This window comes from Dyella agri, from assembly GCF_044904705.1.
GTDB classification, from domain to species: domain Bacteria; phylum Pseudomonadota; class Gammaproteobacteria; order Xanthomonadales; family Rhodanobacteraceae; genus Rhodanobacter_A; species Rhodanobacter_A agri.
Genome location: NZ_JADIKL010000009.1, coordinates 99,656 through 116,765, shown reverse-complemented (window position 1 = coordinate 116,765; position 17,110 = coordinate 99,656). Strand labels below are relative to the sequence as shown.

21 protein-coding genes and 1 pseudogene are annotated in these 17,110 nt (G+C 62.5%); 7 read left to right on the top strand and 15 right to left on the bottom strand.

The window, feature by feature from the left end:
• Nucleotides 1–96 precede the first annotated feature (96 nt).
• Entirely contained in the window at nucleotides 97–252 is a 156-nt protein-coding gene (locus ISP14_RS15540) for a CPXCG motif-containing cysteine-rich protein (RefSeq protein ID WP_404541525.1), read from the bottom strand.
• A 103-nt stretch (nucleotides 253–355) separates the two neighbouring features.
• On the opposite strand from ISP14_RS15540, the gene ISP14_RS15535 reads away from it, so the two are divergent.
• Nucleotides 356–631 (top strand): hypothetical protein, encoded by a 276-nt coding sequence (locus ISP14_RS15535; RefSeq protein ID WP_404541523.1) that lies wholly within the window; start codon nucleotides 356–358, stop codon nucleotides 629–631.
• Here ISP14_RS15535 and ISP14_RS15530 read toward each other — a convergent pair.
• Nucleotides 589–1,068: a PIN domain-containing protein gene (locus ISP14_RS15530; protein WP_404541521.1), complete on the bottom strand. Its 480-nt coding sequence runs from the start codon at nucleotides 1,066–1,068 to the stop codon at nucleotides 589–591. The two genes, ISP14_RS15535 and ISP14_RS15530, sit on opposite strands and share 43 nt — an antisense overlap.
• Nucleotides 1,068–1,787 carry an HAD family hydrolase gene (locus ISP14_RS15525; protein WP_404541518.1) on the bottom strand — a complete coding sequence of 240 codons (720 nt, stop codon included), beginning with the start codon at nucleotides 1,785–1,787 and terminating at the stop codon, nucleotides 1,068–1,070. Before ISP14_RS15525 ends, ISP14_RS15530 begins: the two co-directional genes overlap by 1 nt.
• Nucleotides 1,788–1,914: 127 nt before the next feature.
• On the opposite strand from ISP14_RS15525, the gene ISP14_RS15520 reads away from it, so the two are divergent.
• A complete protein-coding gene (locus ISP14_RS15520; RefSeq protein ID WP_404541515.1) occupies nucleotides 1,915–2,727 on the top strand; it encodes a DUF4377 domain-containing protein in 813 nt (270 codons plus the stop codon).
• A 4-nt stretch (nucleotides 2,728–2,731) separates the two neighbouring features.
• Here ISP14_RS15520 and ISP14_RS15515 read toward each other — a convergent pair whose 3' ends face one another.
• From ISP14_RS15515 to ISP14_RS15470, 10 genes are all read right to left on the bottom strand, one after another.
• Entirely contained in the window at nucleotides 2,732–3,106 is a 375-nt protein-coding gene (locus ISP14_RS15515) for a YciI family protein (protein ID WP_404541513.1), read from the bottom strand.
• 97 nt (nucleotides 3,107–3,203) lie between these two features.
• Complete coding sequence (locus ISP14_RS15510) at nucleotides 3,204–3,800, bottom strand: hypothetical protein (protein WP_404541510.1); 597 nt, start codon at nucleotides 3,798–3,800, stop codon at nucleotides 3,204–3,206.
• A 143-nt stretch (nucleotides 3,801–3,943) separates the two neighbouring features.
• Nucleotides 3,944–4,876, bottom strand: a complete 933-nt coding sequence (locus ISP14_RS15505) for a M14 family metallopeptidase (protein WP_404541508.1) — start codon at nucleotides 4,874–4,876, stop codon at nucleotides 3,944–3,946.
• Between the two features lie 162 nt (nucleotides 4,877–5,038).
• Entirely contained in the window at nucleotides 5,039–5,650 is a 612-nt protein-coding gene (locus ISP14_RS15500; RefSeq protein ID WP_404541506.1) for an OmpH family outer membrane protein, read from the bottom strand.
• A 180-nt stretch (nucleotides 5,651–5,830) separates the two neighbouring features.
• Complete coding sequence (locus ISP14_RS15495) at nucleotides 5,831–6,622, bottom strand: hypothetical protein (protein ID WP_404541504.1); 792 nt, start codon at nucleotides 6,620–6,622, stop codon at nucleotides 5,831–5,833.
• 142 nt (nucleotides 6,623–6,764) lie between these two features.
• Nucleotides 6,765–7,190, bottom strand: coding sequence for a hypothetical protein (locus ISP14_RS15490; RefSeq protein ID WP_404541502.1), 426 nt, complete (start codon nucleotides 7,188–7,190; stop codon nucleotides 6,765–6,767).
• 524 nt (nucleotides 7,191–7,714) lie between these two features.
• A complete protein-coding gene (locus ISP14_RS15485) occupies nucleotides 7,715–8,017 on the bottom strand; it encodes a hypothetical protein (RefSeq protein WP_404541500.1) in 303 nt (100 codons plus the stop codon).
• Nucleotides 8,018–8,171: 154 nt separating this feature from the next.
• Complete coding sequence (locus tag ISP14_RS15480; protein ID WP_404541498.1) at nucleotides 8,172–9,338, bottom strand: M23 family metallopeptidase; 1,167 nt, start codon at nucleotides 9,336–9,338, stop codon at nucleotides 8,172–8,174.
• A 292-nt stretch (nucleotides 9,339–9,630) separates the two neighbouring features.
• Nucleotides 9,631–9,906 (bottom strand): hypothetical protein, encoded by a 276-nt coding sequence (locus ISP14_RS15475; RefSeq protein WP_404541497.1) that lies wholly within the window; start codon nucleotides 9,904–9,906, stop codon nucleotides 9,631–9,633.
• Nucleotides 9,907–10,607: 701 nt separating this feature from the next.
• Nucleotides 10,608–10,793, bottom strand: coding sequence for a hypothetical protein (locus tag ISP14_RS15470; protein ID WP_404541496.1), 186 nt, complete (start codon nucleotides 10,791–10,793; stop codon nucleotides 10,608–10,610).
• 1,260 nt (nucleotides 10,794–12,053) lie between these two features.
• Here ISP14_RS15470 and ISP14_RS15465 point away from each other — a divergent pair.
• From ISP14_RS15465 to ISP14_RS15455, 3 genes are all read left to right on the top strand, one after another.
• The gene (locus ISP14_RS15465) at nucleotides 12,054–12,842 is read left to right on the top strand and encodes a hypothetical protein (RefSeq protein ID WP_404541494.1); all 789 of its coding nucleotides are present in this window, start codon (nucleotides 12,054–12,056) and stop codon (nucleotides 12,840–12,842) included.
• A gap of 120 nt (nucleotides 12,843–12,962) precedes the next feature.
• The gene (locus ISP14_RS15460; RefSeq protein ID WP_404541493.1) at nucleotides 12,963–13,721 is read left to right on the top strand and encodes a DUF4349 domain-containing protein; all 759 of its coding nucleotides are present in this window, start codon (nucleotides 12,963–12,965) and stop codon (nucleotides 13,719–13,721) included.
• 106 nt (nucleotides 13,722–13,827) lie between these two features.
• Complete coding sequence (locus tag ISP14_RS15455) at nucleotides 13,828–14,238, top strand: GFA family protein (protein WP_404541491.1); 411 nt, start codon at nucleotides 13,828–13,830, stop codon at nucleotides 14,236–14,238.
• Between the two features lie 85 nt (nucleotides 14,239–14,323).
• On the opposite strand, the gene ISP14_RS15450 is transcribed toward ISP14_RS15455, so the two are convergent.
• A complete protein-coding gene (locus ISP14_RS15450; RefSeq protein WP_404541489.1) occupies nucleotides 14,324–14,578 on the bottom strand; it encodes a helix-turn-helix domain-containing protein in 255 nt (84 codons plus the stop codon).
• 206 nt (nucleotides 14,579–14,784) lie between these two features.
• Between ISP14_RS15450 and ISP14_RS15445 the strand changes: the two genes are divergently transcribed.
• Nucleotides 14,785–15,258: a hypothetical protein gene (locus ISP14_RS15445; RefSeq protein ID WP_404541487.1), complete on the top strand. Its 474-nt coding sequence runs from the start codon at nucleotides 14,785–14,787 to the stop codon at nucleotides 15,256–15,258.
• Nucleotides 15,259–15,341: 83 nt separating this feature from the next.
• Here ISP14_RS15445 and ISP14_RS15440 read toward each other — a convergent pair whose 3' ends face one another.
• Nucleotides 15,342–16,268: a LysR family transcriptional regulator gene (locus tag ISP14_RS15440; protein ID WP_404541485.1), complete on the bottom strand. Its 927-nt coding sequence runs from the start codon at nucleotides 16,266–16,268 to the stop codon at nucleotides 15,342–15,344.
• Between the two features lie 86 nt (nucleotides 16,269–16,354).
• On the opposite strand from ISP14_RS15440, the pseudogene ISP14_RS15435 reads away from it, so the two are divergent.
• Nucleotides 16,355–17,011 (top strand): annotated as a pseudogene (locus ISP14_RS15435) (SDR family oxidoreductase); the annotation flags it as partial.
• Nucleotides 17,012–17,110: the final 99 nt, after the last annotated feature.

The following is a 17,110-nucleotide window of genomic DNA, read 5'->3' as shown; positions in this document are numbered from 1 at the left end:
AGCATCGGCGACCCACTGGCTATGGACATACAACCACGAGCGTCCGAACATGGCTCTCGGCGGCATCACACCCATGCAGAAATTGGCCTTGCCCGCTTAGCTCCACTTTTGGCGAGCGCTAAAAGCGGGGGGATTACCCTGGCAGCACACGGCGCAATCCTCGATGTAGCACTGGTCCGCCACCGATTCGTCCAGCAACAGCTCGATCACTTCGCCGCAATACGGGCAATCGATGCGATACGGCACGGGCATGGCGTTCTCCGGCAACCGCGTTGGGCACACGCTGGCACAACGGCTGTCGACGCAGCGCGTACACTGTCCGTCCCGTTCCACGACAACTACCCGGACCACGACGATGGCCGAACGCGAATTCCCGGATTACACCGTGCGCTCCGGCGCCAGCATGGAAGGCTCACGCTATACGGCGTGGCTGTCGGTGGTGCCGCACGGCCACGGCTTCCCGGTGTACTACGCGATCTGCGAGAACCGCAGCTTCCGCCAGCAGGAGGTGGCCGAACGCGCCGCCGACGACGCGCTGGCCGCCGTGCTGGCGCTGGAGGAAGACGGCACGCCGGTGTTTCCCGACAACTACACCGGCTTTGCCGACGCACCGGGAGCCGAGCCAACCTGAGCCGCGGCCCAGGCCTGCGGCGTGAGGATGCCGAAGCCGTGCCCACGCCGCGTGCGCCCTGCCAGCTTCAGCAGCTCGCGGTCGCGGCTGAGCAGCCACTGCGCACCGCAGGCCTGGGCCAGTTCGAGGAATTTCTGGTCGTCAGGATCGCGGCAACGCGGCAGCTTCGGCGCATCGGCCAGGCTGCAACGCCCGGTGGCCAGCAACTGGTGCAACTGTGCGTCGAACGCGGCCACGGCCGCCGCCTGCCGTGGCGCGTCCAGCGCCAGTTGCGGATAAGCCAGCACGGCCAGCCATTCGGCGCGGCAGCTTGCGTCGGTCACTGCCTCCACCGCGCCGGTGTGCAGCGCTTCGCGCAGCGCCGCGCACTGCGCGTCGCCGAACACGAACAGGTCCAGGCAGACGTTGATGTCCAGCACCAGCCGCGGCGGCGTCATCACACCGCAGCCAATGCAGCCAGCTGTGCCAGCGCGGCGGGAATCTCCGCTGCGCCCGCCACCGTGCGCATCCGCGGCGCGTGGCTGGCGTCCAGGCCGTTCTCCAGTTCGTGCGCCCAGGTCACGTGGTAGGGCATGTGCACGCCCCAGCCGCCGAGGCGCAGCACCGGCTCGATGTCAGAGCGCAGCGAGTTGCCTACCATCGCGAACTCGCCGGCGGCGATGCCGAACTCGTCGAGCAGGCGGCGATAGGTGGCCGCGTCTTTCTCCGAGACGATCTCGATGCGGCGGAACAACCCGGCCAGGCCCGACTCGGCCACCTTTTTCTCCTGGTGGAATAGGTCGCCCTTGGTGATCAGCACCACCGCATGCCGCTCGGCCACGGCCGCCACCGCGTCGCGGATGCCCGGCAGCAGTTCCACCGGGTGCTGCAGCACGCGCTTGCCGATCATCACCAGGCGATGGATGTCCTGTGCCGTGATGCGCTGCTCGCTGAGCACGATCGCGGTTTCCACCATCGACAGCGTCATGCCCTTGGCGCCGTAGCCGAACAGCGCGAGGTTCTGCCGCTCGGTGGCAAGCATGCGCTCGTGCACCGCGCTGTCGGCGAGGTCGGCGTAGGCGCCCACGATGGCGGCGAACTCGGCGTTGGCCTCGCGGAAATAATCCTCGCTGCGCCACAGCGTATCGTCGCCGTCGAAACCGACCATTTTCAGCATGACCACCCCGCAGCACTCGCATCCCGGACAGGATGCGGCATTGTCCGACAACGGGCTTGCAGCCGCGACATCGCCGTAACGCAGCGCATGGCATAAGCTCCTGCCGTTGCGCCCCAAGGAGAGCCCCATGCGCGTCCATCTGTTGCTGCTGCCGCTGGCCCTCGCGGTCTGCGCCTCCACGTCGGCCGCCGGCAGCTCCCGAGCGACAACATCAGCCAGCGCAACGTCGAAGGCCGTTACGCCGGATGCCGCGCTGCTCGGCGGCTATCACTGGCACCTGACGCAGGCGACCGATCACTACGGCCAACGCATCGATGCCTTGTTCGTGCGTCCCGACAAGCCCTTGCAACTGGATTTCGACGGCAACCGCATCAGCGTGCGCAACAGCTGCAACGGCATGGGCGGCAGCTACCGCATCGAAAAAGGGCAACTCATGGTCGGTCCGATGATGCACACCATGATGGCCTGTACCAATTTCCCGTTGAACCGGCTGGACAGCTTGATCGGCGTACGCCTCAGCGTGCGGCCCACGATCACCGTCACGCGCAGCGGCGACAACCCGCTGCTGCGATTGCACACCAGCGCAGGCGATACCTTGATCTTCACCGGCCTGCCCACGCCCGAGACCCGCTATGGCGGCCCCGGCGTCACCGAGTTCCTCGAAGTGTCGCCGCAGACCGTGCCGTGCAACCACCCGCTGATGCGGAACGCGCAATGCCTCGATGTGCGCGAGGTCCATTACGACGCGAACGGCCTCAAGACCGGCACGCCCGGCAGCTGGCGCGTGCTGTCGCAGGGGATCGAGGGCTACACGCACCAGCCCGGCGTGCGCAACGTGCTGCGGGTGAAGCGCTACGCGGTGCAGCATCCGCCCGCCGATGCGCCGTCGGAGGCCTACGTGCTGGACATCGTGGTCGAGTCGGCCACCGCCGGACGCTGAGCGCTCAGGCGCCCACGCGCCGGCGCACTGCGTCGAAGTCGCGCAGCGGCCGCACTTCGATGCAGCCGGTCTGTGCCCAAGGCAGCTCGGCGGCCATGCGCACCGCCTCCTCCATGCTGTCCGCCTCGACCAGGTTGAAGCCGGCGAGGTATTCCTTGGTTTCCGCGAACGGACCGTCCAGCACCGAGGTACGGCCCAGGCGGATGCGCACCGACTTCGCCGTAGCCGGCGCCTCCAGCTGCTGCGCGTCGAGCAGACGCCCTTCGGCGCGCAGCTCGTCCGCGTGGGTGATGCAGGCATGCATGCGGGTGTCGAACTCGCCCGGCGGCAGGGCGTCCAACAAGGTGTCGTCGCTGTAGACCATCAGCAGGAATTTCATGGTGGGCTCGCGTCGCTGTAGTGGGGAACCATCAGCCTATGTCGCATGAGGCGCTCATGCCAACCCGCATCAGGGGCGAGGGCATGGCCGATGCCGTCTAGGCCCAGCAGCACCAGTAGATCTTCAGGTCGCGGATGTTGTAGCCACGGACCAGCTGCGAGAGCTCCACCAGCGTCTCCTGCAAGGTATCCGTCTCGTACTCGCCGACGTTCGGGTCGAAGTAACGGCAAATGCCATCGGGGTTGATGTGCGCCGCGATGGCATGTCCGCTTGCGTCGGCGCCGTTGCCGAAATGTCCGCGCAGCGAAATGTAGTAGTAACCGGCGTGTTTGAATTTCGTGCCCTGGTTCATCAGCACCTTGCACTGCTTCGCCATGCCGGTATCGGCGCGGATCTTCTTGTCGGCCTCCTCGAAGCGGGTGAAGTCGTGCTCTCCCCGCTGCGCCCGGAACATGGCCTTGATGTCTGCAACCTGTTGACCGGGGCCGGACATCCAGCCCCAGAAATCCAGGTTGCCCGCGGACTTGATGATCCACCAGATGCTCAAGCCGAAGCACACGCCATTGGATGTATCGGTGGCCTCGAAATCGTCGCGCTTGGTTGCGCCGACGCCGATCAGGTGCGACTTGACTTCACCGGCGTACCAACGCGCATCGCCCGACTGCTTGTAAGCCTTGATTTCCCGCTTGGCCATGACTGCACACCCCCACTCTGGAAGCAACAAACCAGCCTTGCCCGGCCGACCGGCAGCACTGCGTCAACATGCCTTTGATGGCGCAACAGCCTGTCGTCAATGGGCGCATGCAGTGGCGAAAGCCCGCGCCCCGTCCCTAATCATCACACAGTACGGCCGCCGCCACCCAGTGCGTAATCGATCGCTGCGACGATCGCCGCCGCCTGCGCGTCGTTGCACTGGGCGGGCGTGGCGCGCGGACTGTCGGGGTAGACCTCGGTGGTGGTCCGGTAGCGCGCGTCGGTAATGCCGGCGCACAGGCCGAGCTTGCGGCAGTCGTATTCGATCACGCCGTGCGCCACCACCGGCGAGCCGATGATGGTGCCGTCGGGGTCGGCCGGCGCGATATGGGTGACCTTCGCCACCGCCGCGATCACCGCCTGCTGAAAGGCGGGTTCCGGCTGCGCGCTGTCCGCGCATAGGTAGAAGCCGTCAGGGATGGTGCCGGGCTCGAACGGCTTGCCGTCGCGCGCCGCCAGCGCCGGGCGGAACTCGCTCTCGTCGCTGTCGGTGGTCTCGTGCAGGTCGATGTGCATGTGCGCCGTGGCACGCAGCGGCGCCAGCAGGCCCCACAGCGCGGCCGATTCCTGTGCAGGGCTGTGTTCGCGGAAATTGCGGTTGGGATCGAGCGCCTCCGCATTCCAGCGATGGATGCGCTCATAGCCCCACGGGCTCACGCAGGGCACGCACAGCAGGTTGATGCGGCCGGCATAGCGCGCCGCGTCCTTTTCCAGGAACTGCAGCGCGCCGTGCACGCCGCTGGTCTCGTAGCCGTGCACGCCGCCGGTCACCAGCATGGTGGGCAAGGTCTCGTCCCACTGGCGACTCCTCACTACGTAGAGCGGGTAGTGCTCGGGCGCGTAATCGAGCCGGCCGTATTCGGTCACGTCGAAGTGCGCCTGCAGCGCCTCGATACGCCCCTGCACCTCGTCCGCATAGCTGCGCTTGCGGTCCTGCCGCGCGCGCCATGCGGCTACCTCGGTCGGGCCCCAGGGCGTGCCGGGGATGCCGATGGGGTAGAAGGCGCTGGTGGTCATGGGAATCGCTCGGTGTGAGATGGGGCGAGCACTGTAGCACCCGCGTCGCCCGGCCCTTGGCGCGCATGCGCTCAGCGCCACGCACGTCCCTAGCTCGACAAAAAAACGGCTGCCGCGCGATGGGCGCGGCAGCCGTTTCGGAGTGAAGCGATGTCCTGGCGATTACTTGCCGGTGTTGGCCGGCAGCGCTTCCAGGTTGAAGTTGAGGGTGGTGATCTTGCTGTCCAGGCCACGGACCACGTCGTCGGTGAGGTCATTGGCAGTGTTGCCGCCAAGCACCGCGTCGCGGTTCAGCAGCAGGCCGCAGTGGTGGCTGTTGTAGGAGCTGTTGACGAGGGGCTGGGCCTGCTCGCCGATCTGCTGCATGACCTTGCCGCGGGTCAGCTGGATGCGCTGATCGAGCTGGTTCACCTGCTCCTGGAACCCCTGCATGCGCTGTTGCAGGGCCTGGCCCTGCTGCTGGCGCTGCGCCTCGGTGAGCGACGCCGCCTTCTGCTGGAACGCCTGGACCTCGGCATCCAGCGGCTTGCGCTGGCCCTCCAGCTGCGTCTGCTGCTGCTGCGCCAGCAGCTTCAGGTGGTCGCTGGCCGACTGCCCCACCTTGGACTGTGCGAACACTGCCTCGCGCGAAAGCATGCACAGGCCCGGCACCGGGTTGCCGCCTAGCGTATTGGCGGCAGGCGCGGTGGCGGCATGCGCCGGCGTCACGGGGGCGACGGAAAGGCCAGCGGCGGCGGCCAGGGCAGCAACAAGCAGGGAACGGTGCATGTTCATGTGGGGGTATCCGATGGCTAGACTTGAAGGTTCCGCAGGCCCCAATGGCTAGCGGCGAATCGCCAGCATACTAGCGACAAGCTGTCTGCTGAATGGCTGCCGGGGTGGGGCGGCGCGGCGCTGAAAGGGTGTGAGCTCGTCTCCCTCCATGCATCCGGCGGGCCGCCCACCTAGCGCTCGCTACTCCTCCTGAAAGGCTGTACCGGGCAAGGCATCACAGGATTCCACCTGCCTGGGCCGGAAGTCGTCGCTGGTGGTGATCCAGTGATCGCCGAGCACCGACCCGTAGCACACCGCCGTTGAGACATGCGCCCTGGCCCGGTCCAGCGCCTGCCACTGGTCAAGCGACGGCCCCTGGGCCGGCTTCTCCATCTGCAGAAAATAGAAGTGCTCCTTGGCCGAGACGGCACGTCCGTTGATGCCGCCGGTGATCAGATTGGCTTTCATCGCAAGGACATCGCCAGCATCCTTGGCGCAGCAGTGGCGCAACAGGTCGGACGTGTCCTTGATGGGCGTCCCCTGATAGCTCACGGTGAATTTATCGATCAAGGCCGGGCCGATACCGGCATTGCTGACACCCAGCAGGACCACGGCTTTGCCGCTGCTGCTGACGTTGCTGGATTCGTGCTGCAGATACGGCCACGAGTTGGCCATGACCAGCTGCTTCATGGCGTGATGGTTCTGGATGGCGATGATCATCGACACGACAGAGAGCACCAGCGCACTCAAGGCCAACATCATGTCGACCAGGCTATGCCCGGATTTGTGCGCATGTGCGTGTGTTTCGGGTTCCAGTTCCATAACCAACCTTTGTATTCCCGTGGGCGCTGCCGCGGCATCGAATGCGGCCGATTGAAGCGCCCGATCATCGCGACCGGCGATGGCGCGCGCAAGAGCCGGAAGACCCTGCGCCAGGCAGTTCAAGTTGGTGGCATGAGGGGCGAAGCAGCCTCGCCGCAGCACGATTCGCACAAACTTGGCAGACCCTTCACAGGGCAGCCCATACGCGCCTGCCAGCCCAACCCTGGCGCCCCCGGGCACGGGTGGAGGCCCGCTATCACGGACAGCGTAAGTGTCGCCTGGATTGACGCCCGACCTAAGCTCTCCGTCCAGCCTAGTCGCCTGACAACCCACCGTCCTCAAATTTCAAGATCGTCGCCGAAACCGTCTGTTCCTTGGTGGCCTTAGTCTGCATGGAGGGATTCGATGGGTACTTCGTCCCGTTGAAGCGCAACAGAACCGGGCCAACGCCACGACTGGTTACCAGCAATGTTTTCCATCCGCGCCTTCTCTCGTCAACGAAGCCAATAGGTTCGCTGCTGATGGTGGACGACGACACCAGCGCGAAACCGCCAGGGGAGCCTCGAAAGACAAGGAGGGTGCAACCACCAGAACCGCAGTAATCACCCTTCAACAACACAAGTGCGTCCGCCTGACCATCTCCGTTCAGGTCGACTTGCGCGTATCGATACGCTGGCGTGCCGGATTCCTTCGTAAAGGCCCGGACCGCGGCATTGAGCTGGCTCGGGCTATCCGCCATGCAGCAAAGGCTACTTCCGAGAAGGACGCTAGACAGCAGGATGGCACGCAATCTCATCGATCCAAGGCCCCGGTATGAGAGTGGAAGGAAGGGCCTGCTTCGGGTCGAAAGCGGACATTGGCACCGATGCAATATGTCGCCGATTTCGCAACTAATTCAACCCGAAAACGGTTGCTCCCGCTCGTTCCCCGTGTCGAAAAAAGAATCCAGATAAGCCCGTGGTGGAAGATCACTTTCCCGAAGCAAGGAGAAGACCTCAACGCCCGAAGCATTCACGGGCTCAAATAGCGCAAATGCTTGTGAGCATCCCAAATACCTGTCCGAGCCTGCAGCGTAGGACGCGGCCTCTGCCTCAGCCATATCGATGGCTAGCTCAATGCTTTCGGCCTGCCATAGAGTGACCCTTTCCTCGTACAGGTATCTGAGTTTTTGGTCACTGCGAGGTCCCCAAAGAAAGATGCATCGAACGGAGAAAGAATCCATGACGTGACCTGCTCTTGACTGCTTTGGGTCGAAAACGGACCTCAGCGCCTGACCTTCATCGTAGGTGGTTTTCCATCGAGCAAGATGTCGGCTCCCCGGTACCCCTCCGGCGTGGCCTCCGCCGTCATTACCGCCTTGGCGCAATCCAACCAATCAGGGAACACAGCCCCATCCATCGGTTCCTTACCGCCACTTTCCGTATCCCAAAGCGAAAGATCACCCAGCATTGCACCGAGTAGTACCGGCTTGTCTCTCAATTCGTAGTGGAGCCTTAGATAGGCATGCATGACAAGAAATGCCTGCCTCAGCGTGACCTTCGTCTCCATTGATATGTTGGTCGACATACAGCCAATTCTCCCTATGAATGCCTTTCGCGGATGTCCGCTCCGGGTCGAAAGCGAACATGAGACGCCCGGCCACACCTATGCCTGAAGCCAGCCATCTGTCTGAGTCGGGTTCGCGATATCCCCTCCTCCGAAAGACAGAAGATCTACGCAGTCACTGATCAGGAAATTCAATCACCACATCGTTGAGCGGCATCTCGTCGTGCCGTGCATCGGCTGCGGGATGTGTCCATGGCTTGCCTTGACCAAACAGCTGCGCCTCCGATTCGGGTCCGAGGAAGGCGAAGTGGTCAAAAACATAAGGAACGCCTTCCGATCCCTCGAACGTCGGGGCATTGGATAGCTGAAAATGCAGGTGCGGGGCGGCGGAGTTTCCGGACTGACCAAGATGTGCGAGGACTTGTCCGCGACGGACCCGGTCACCGGGTTTGACCTTGATGCTGCCGCGCTGCAGGTGCGCGTAGCTCGCAAACACGCCGGGAGCGATCTCCAGCACGACGTAGTTCCCGAAGAGTCCATTCGCCGTCAGCGATGTCGGCTCGGGCTGGGGACTGAGTGGCCGATGTTCCGCCTCGTGATCGCGCGTACTGCGCACGACTCCGTCAGCTACAGCAAGGACGTCGGCTCCATAGCCGACCCAGTCGGCATAGGTGGACTTCTGGATATCGCGCACGCCATCACGCACGACATGGCCCGCGGAATCGACGCCCACCAGATCCAGCGCATACCGCTGCGGGATGGTGAGCTGCCCGTTGACGGCCACCAAGCTTCCCCAATGATGAGATTGAGCCGCGCCGGGCCCTTCGTGCGCCAACCAACGGCCACCATGCAGCGGCGGCGAGATCGCGATAGCCGGCTCATCACGAACCGGCACGATGGCACCGTCGAGCACCGACACCGCCCCCTTTTCAGTGGCGAACTCGATGTGATGACGCAGCGCGCGCGGTACCGCCGCACTTGGTGGCAGCGTGATCCAGACAAAAATAACGGCACGCTTGCCCGACGCAATCGATGCCTTCTTGCCCTCAGGTGCCACCGGCTTGATCGTGTTCGACAAGTCCTTCGCCGTGAGCACAAGCAACGGCGTTTCGGAAGCATCGCCGAAAACACTGAGACCACGTGGCGTCAACGAGCCAGTGTCTCCGTAGAAGTTGGTGACATGCAGTTCGTAGGCGAGATGCTTCAGGCCATCGGTGCCGACAACGGGGCTGGGTGCGAACGGCACACGAGCCTCTACGGGAGCGAAGTTCTCTTCGGCCCGGAGGGATGCGAGGCTCGATATCAACACCAGCAGGAAAACCACTGCCACTTTGTGAGTCACTCAAAAACCTCCCTGGCACGCGCATGGATGCGCGCGAGTCATAGTCCGATTCGCTCAAAGTCAAGCTGGGCTGAACACGACTGCCCCAGCTTGCCGCAGGGAAAGCCTGTGCGCAATTGCGCCTAACCGTTCTCACGCACTTCGAGAAACCCTCCGCGTGTGAGCAGATGCCACCGAACGCTCAGCGCGCGTTGACTAACACCGCAGATCTCGCCGCTGGCGCCGCCTTCGATTCCATCTGCGCTCCTTTCCGGCCTCGCTGGGAGTGTCCGCTTTGGGTCGAAAGCGGACCTTATGGTTCCGACGGTAGCAGGCCATTTGTCGCGAGCAAACGCGCCAGAACGTAGTGGCCAAAGGCCGCTAACTCATCTTCGGGTAGATCCAGCGAGGACAGCGCCGCTCGTTCGTAATCCTTGAACGTTACGAGGACTTCGTGCTGCCACGGCCCCGAGTCACCCGGCGTTAGATTCCTGACATCGTCCAGCACAACCCGCAGGCGGCCATCGGGGAGCTTCAACAGGCTACAAGCCACGCCGCGATCACCCCGCTTCTTGTCGCTGCTATCCACACAATCTCCTTGTCTATGGCAGGGTCCGCTACGGGTCGAAAGCGGACACCCGACAACTCGGCTAAACGACGTGCAGGGCGCCCCCCCCCCTTTGATCTCTACCGTGAAACGATTGCCTGCCGAAGGATTCCCTTGGCTCTCCAACGTTTGTAGAACTCAGATCGCAGCATTTTTCCCTCGATACTGTAGGGCAGTAGCAGCTTATTGGCCCTTGCGCCGTTCAGCGGGGAAAAATGACCGTCTCCTCCCGGCGCTAGATAGTTAACGATGACGCTTGCGCCGTCGCTCACGTTCTGCAGCAGTTTAGACAGGGATACGGCTGGCACTGCGCTCACTCTGCGATAGGCATCTAGCTCAAGTTCGTTGGGTGCCGGATCTGGGTCAGAGTAAAAGCAGACTTGGAGTCCAAAGTGTTGCAGGGTGTCAGCCATGCAAACGGCAAAAGACCCAAATTTGTCCGTATAAGAGCATCGTTGGATGACTTCATCAGGATCAGCAACGATCCCGTGTCGTGCCAAGACAAGCCAAACAGAAATTGGCCCACATGGTCCCGACAGCTCAGCCAGCTTCTCTGGTATCTGACCTACATCGATGGTCGGAAACCTCATCCAATCACCCCCTTGCGATGCGCTGGCCCGTTTCCGTCTGTGGCCGGCCCCGACGGTCATCACCATGACTTCCAGACATCCGGCAGCAGCGCGCTATTGCCGGAAAAGCTCAATGAGACCCCAGCTTATCAGTAGGACAAAATAGCCAAAGAACCGCCAGACGCCGACACCCAACAGCGGATCGCCGGTCAAGCTCGAGATGGGGCTGAATCGATCGACAAAATATTCTGGGTAGATCAGCAGGGCCGCCGCAACCAGGGGCATGAACAGGACATACATGGCCCCGCTCCCTGCGCGGTAAGCTCTAGATGACGCTGCCACTTCCAGATTAGGAATGACCAGGCTTAGATGAAAGGTCAGCCATAGCCAAGCCGCGACAACTGCTCCGCCGATCAATCGATGAATCATCTGCACCCCACCTGATGTGATGATCCTTGCGCAAGTGTGATGTCCGCTATGGGTCGAAAGCGGACCTAAGCCGAGCCGTCAGATGCCATCCTGAATGTGAATCTTACCGTTTTTTTGTCTTTCGAGACAAACCAGTGAGACCCGACGTTTCTGTAGGCCGGCTTGGCCTCAAAAACGAAATAGATGCTGTCGTCGCAATCCCTTCCTCTTGAAATTTCAACGCGATCCAACGGGAAACGTCCAGATTTCGCGAACGCTTGCTTTATGGTTGGCAGGGCAGCATCGGAAGCGACCTTCGTCATCTTAGTGCAGCCATCCACATCGGCCAGACACGGCATTGATATTATGGCAGCTAGCGCTATGAGAACTGGGTAACTGGTTACCTTCATGTAGCCCTCCCTCGTTGGCACGGGCACGTGTTTTCGGATCGAAAACTGTCCGCTTTGGGTCGAAAGCGGACATTACTCTCAATTACGGACCACCACGCTCCTGCCTCAAGAGGGTGCCATTTCTAGAATAGATAAACAGGCGAGCACTATCCGGTGCGCAGCAGCGGTAGCTTTTTCCGGGGGTCCCAAGGTAGGGCCACGCGAACACGGTCCACTCACTACCGATAAGCGCCGCGTCTAACTCGCACCCATCGGCCGATTGATCCACGGGATGGCAGAAGGCGAAAGAGTCCTTCTCCGCCAGGGCGACGATGTCGCGTTCCCGTGGTGGATTATGCATAGGCCTGACGCTTTCAGCAGGACGTGGAGCCGACCTCTCTTGTAATAGCTCAGCGGCGTCATGGTCCTTCGAGCGTCTATGCAAATCGCCCAAAGCAGCGAGCGTTCCAAACGCACAAACCCACAACAGAACGATCTTCCAGTTCATTCACCCCTTCTCCTGGCCTTTCGTGTGGCGCTCGAAGAACCTAGAGCTGCAATGTCCGCTCCGCGTCGAAAGCGGACCCGTCCAGAATATAACCGTAAGCGCCCCTCACACTCGTGCCCAGAACCAGCGGGTGTTCGGCGCTTGCCGGAATCGATGATCAACTTGACCGGAATCCGTGCATGGGCAACGCTGAGCCGGTTTGCTGTGCCCTTCCGTAGCCTTTAGCGGTCGCACCATCACGGAGAGGATCAAGCGATGCGTACTGCCAGCGTAGGGCATGCCGTGTTTGCGGTGACACTGATTGCCCTCGGCATCCTCGGCCTGATCGAGGGTGGATTCACCGTGATATGGCAGCCGGTGTTCGACCATGTGCCGGCCGCAAGGCTGCTGGGCTATCTCTGCGCCGCGGTGTCGCTGGCGTGCGGCCTCGGCTCGTTCTGGCCGCGCTCGACGTCGCTGGCTGCGCGCGTGCTGTTTTTCTACGCCGCGTCATGGATGCTGGTGTTCAAGCTGCCGCTGATCGCCCAGGCGCCGCTCACGGAAGGCTCGTATCAATATTGCGGCGAAATGGCGGTCGTCGTGGCGGGCGTATGGGTGCTGCATGCATGGTTCGCCACCGACGCCGACGGGCGCCGGCTCGGGTTCGCCGTCGGCGACCAGGGCCTGCGCATGGCGCGCGTGCTCTACGGCCTGGCCTTGATCGCCTTCGGCTTCTCGCACTACGCCTATCTCAATCTCACTGCCCCGCTGATTCCCTACTGGCTGCATGCACCGGTGTTCTGGGCCTACCTGACCGGTGGCGCCTATCTCGCCGCGGGCGCGGCGATCGTCTTCAACGTACTCGCCCGGCTGGCCGCCACCCTGTCGGCCATGATGATGGGCTTGTTCCTGCTGCTGATCTGGCTACCCATGGTCGTCGCCGGCCATATCAGCGCCTTCCATTGGGGCGAGACGTATGCGACCTGGGTGCTGACGGCCGCAGCGTGGGTGGTGGCGGACTCGTATCGTGGGGTGCGTTGGCTCGGGCTTGGCAAGAAGGCCTGACCCGTTAGCAACCCTGCGCCCCGGCCTGCAGGATCTTGCACAAGAGGCGCCCGGCCTGTCATCTTTCCTCGCAGTCCTTCAACGGACGAAGGGGGAATCATGCTCAGAACACGGCATTGCATGCTGTTGGTCGCGCTGGCGCTGACGGCCACGGGATGTTCGAAGAAGCAGGAGGTCGCGCCGCTGCCGATCGCCGGCGAAACGGCGAAAGCGGGGGCGAAACTTGCCTACGAGCATCACCTGAACATCGAGCTGCAGAATGAGCAGATTGCCCCACGCATGGCCGCCGTGCGCGAGGCCTGCGAATCGGCACGCTTTGGCGCCTGCAATCTTCTGAGCCTCAAGCAGGATGAGCACAGCGGTTCGCTGACACTGCGTGTAGTGCCCTCCGGCGTCGAACCCCTCAGCCACATCGCCAGCCAGAACGGCAAGCTGGCCTGGCGCGAAACGAAGGCGGAAGACCTCGCCGACGCGGTCAACGACAACGCGCAGAAACAGAAACGACTGGAAGCCTACGCCGCACAGATAGAACAGTTGTCCCAACGCAAGGACCTCTCAACGAGCGACCTCATTGCGCTGGGACACGAGCGCGCACAGATACAGGTGGAGCGCGAAAATCTCCAGGGTGTTGCTGCCCAGCAACAGAGACGCATCGACACCAACCTGCTGCAGCTGGATTTCGCCGATGAAGCCAACGACCACCGTCGTGGCTTCTCCCTCGGCGACTGGACCGATCAACTGCTCGACGGCCTCAGCGACGCCATGTCGATGCTGGCCTACGGCATTCCGTTCCTGCTGCTGGCTTTTCCGCTGGCACTGGGGTGGCGATGGATCTGGCGCCGGGTGACGCGAAAATCCCGGGGGCGCGACGCAGGCTAGGCGAAGTGTCCCTGATGTCTTTTCGCTTTCGTCGCGAGAGCGGATCATGAGCGGGCTGTACCCCAGGCATGACGCAAGGTCGAAAACGCGGATCAGCGGAGGCTCGATGCTCAGGACCTACACCGGAAGCTGCCACTGCGGCGCCATCCGCTTTGAAGCGGATCTCGATATCAGCACCGGCACCGGCAAGTGCAACTGCACGATCTGCACCAAGATGCGCCTGTGGTCGATCAATGCCCTTCCCGACGCGTTCCGCCTGCTGGCAGGCGAGCACGACCTCACGGACTACCGGGGACGCGGGAATTCGGTCGCGCACCACCAGTTCTGCAAGCACTGCGGCGTAAGGGCGTTCGAGTGGATCGACATGCCGAACATGAGCGGCAGCAAGTACTACAACATCAACGTCATGTGCCTGGACGGCGTCGATATCGACGAGCTGATGCTGGCGCCGGTGACGTATTACGACGGGCTCAACGACAGCTGGGACGAAAGGCCTGCCGAGACGCGGCATCTGTAGGAAGGGTGCGCTCTGTATGGGGCCCTACCCTGCCCCTATCGCAGCGTTTGCGCGGCGAAAATGCTTCTGACGCCCCTCCGGTTACCTACGATGCTGCCAGGCGCTTGAGCAGATCAGCGTCCAGCAGGTCTCGCAAAGGCATGCCAAGCGCCTCCGCGAGCAGCCCCATGTTGTCGATGGAGATGTTCCGCGCCCCGCGCTCCACCTCGGAAACGTAGGTGCGGCTAAGTCCTGCCTGTAGCGCCAGCGCCTCCTGCGACAAATCCCTCAGGCGCCTGACCTGACGAAGGTTTCGCGCAAACACAAGGCGTGGCGTGGCTTGGGCGGATGCTTTCCTCATAGGACAAGCATCCGTGCGGTCGGCGTTGACTACTACAAACTATACGAGTATAAATGCAAACTATAGTAGACATTGCGTCTTTAGCAAAAGACAAAATGACGCCTATCGACATAGTGCAACTCGCGGCAACGTCATCGCTTTATCCATCGCTACCGCATGCATGTTCGAGAGGCGTGGACGTCGGCGTAGCTCTATGGAGAGAAGGTATGGCGAGCGGAACGCAAACCTCGACACCAGCCAACGGCGATGCCGACGTTGCCGAAGAAATCTTCGGCGACGTCGAGGCCACTGCCACTGGCCTCAGCGAACTGCTCCACCACTTGCTGGGCAGCGGCACCCACACCCTGGCCGACGCCGGCCTGTCGCGTTTCTGCGCACGACGCCTGTCGGCGATACAGAGCGGCGCCGAAGCGCAGGCGCTGGAATGCCTGCATGGCTTGCAGGGCATGGCTCATGTGTTGGGCGTGGCGTTGGGGCATCCGCAGGCGGACTTGCCCGCGTCCGTGCTCACCGACGTCATCTGGCATTTCCACGGGCAACTGCACGCCATCGAGCGCTGGCGCGAGCTGGCGACGAACGCTGCTGGCATGCTCGATAACCGGCGCGCGGCAAGCGATATCGCTAACCGTTATGCGGCGTGGGCGCGTTCCATTGGCGAGTGGCCCGACGCGGGCCCGTGAGGAAACAGGAAGCCGGACAAAGGGGACATCGGCAACTAGGCCAACTTGATTCCCTACGTCCCTTTACCGCTGGTACGCCCCCGTCATAGTGCGCGAACCACTTGATCTATCAAGTCCACCAGCCAACGCAGACCGCTGTCCCCCTGATGCGATGTCTTCCAAAGTGCGCTGATCTGATGCGCCGGGGACTCGAACGGCAAAGGGCTGATGCTTAACCCTAGACTGCGGCTCCAGATGCGGGCGATATAGTCGGGTACTGTGACAAGCACGGGATTGTCCCGTGCAATGAATGGCTGCGTGGCAAAGTGCGGGTTGGAAAAAATCACCCGCCGGCGTTCGCCAAGCGCCTCCAGCCGCTCGTCGATGAACCCCCGCAACTCCCCTTTGAATGAAGTGAGCAGATGCGGGTAGGCGAGATACTCGCGCATGCTCAATGTTTCGCCTTGGACCCGTACCAGCTCCGGGTTGTAAAGGCAGACAAAGCGCCAATCCAACAAGGGGTGATACTGCTGCCATTGCGGGTAATGGTTGAAGACACCCAGGGCAATCTCGATGTCGTTGCGCTCGAACATCGAGGACACGCGGTGGCAGTCCGTATCCACGGTGATGAGTTGTATGCCTGGCGCTTCGGACCCGAGCACTTTCAGCAGCGACGGGAACAGCGTGACCGCGATCGCCTCGGAGACGCCTATGCGGAATGTCCTGCTGGCATGTTTCGCATCAAACGGCTGGTGAACCCGCATGGCGTGGTGAAGGCCGACCAGCAGCGAGTCGATCTGCTGCGATAGCTCCAGCGCACGAGGTGTCGGCTCCATGCCTTGGCGTCCACGCACGAACAGCTCGTCGCCGAATGCCGCGCGAAGTCGCTTGAGCGCACCGCTTACCGCGGGCTGGCCGAGAAAAAGCCGCTCCGCCGCGCGCGTGACGTGGCGTTCTTGCATGAGCGCCCGGAAGACCAGAAGCAAATTGAGATCGAACTGACGAAGATCATGCTCGATGATGGAGGCCATTACGACAAATGATTGGAGTGATAGTGGTCTTAGCATGCACCATTTCACCCATCGCCGCGGAAGCGGCATGAAGGTGAGACGATGCAATGAGCAGCGGCGCAGGCAGTGTCGTCGTACTTGGCGGCTCGTCGGGCATTGGGTTGGCTACCGTCAGGCGATTGGCCAGCACAGGCTATGAGGTCATCGCCACCGGTCGCGATGCGGAAAAGTTGCGCGCGGCGATGGCAGGGGTCGACGGGGCGGTGCGGTTCGAGGCGTTTGACGGAACCCAGCGTGAGTCACTGGATCGATTCTTCAGCAACATCGGCACCATCGACCATCTGGTGATCGCACTCAGCGGTGGCGATGGCGCAGGCAACTTCCAGGAGCTCGACTTGCTGGCCTTGCGCCGCGGCTTCGAAGCCAAGTTCTGGCCGCACGTGCAAGCGGCGCAAGCTGCCTTGCCGGCGCTGCGCAAAGGGGGCAGCGTAACGTTCCTGACGGCGATCTCGGCGCGGATCGCCAACCCGGGCACCAGCGGCCTGGCCGCCATCAATGGGGCGATCGAGGCCATGGTACCCGTGCTTGCCCGCGAGCTTGCCCCACCCGGGTCAACGCCGTCTCCCCCGGCGTGGTGGAGACCCCCTGGTGGAACGCCATGCCCGACGATGTGCGGCGGCAGTTCTTTGCCAGCCACGCGAGTGAGTTGCCAGTGGCCCGCGTCGGCCAACCGGATGACGTGGCTCAGGCCGTCGCCTTCCTCATAGGGAACGGTTACACCACCGGAAGCATCCTCGAATGCGATGGCGGCCTGCACTTGCTCTAACGCGGAGAGCGCACGATCAACGCCTTGCGTGATGCAA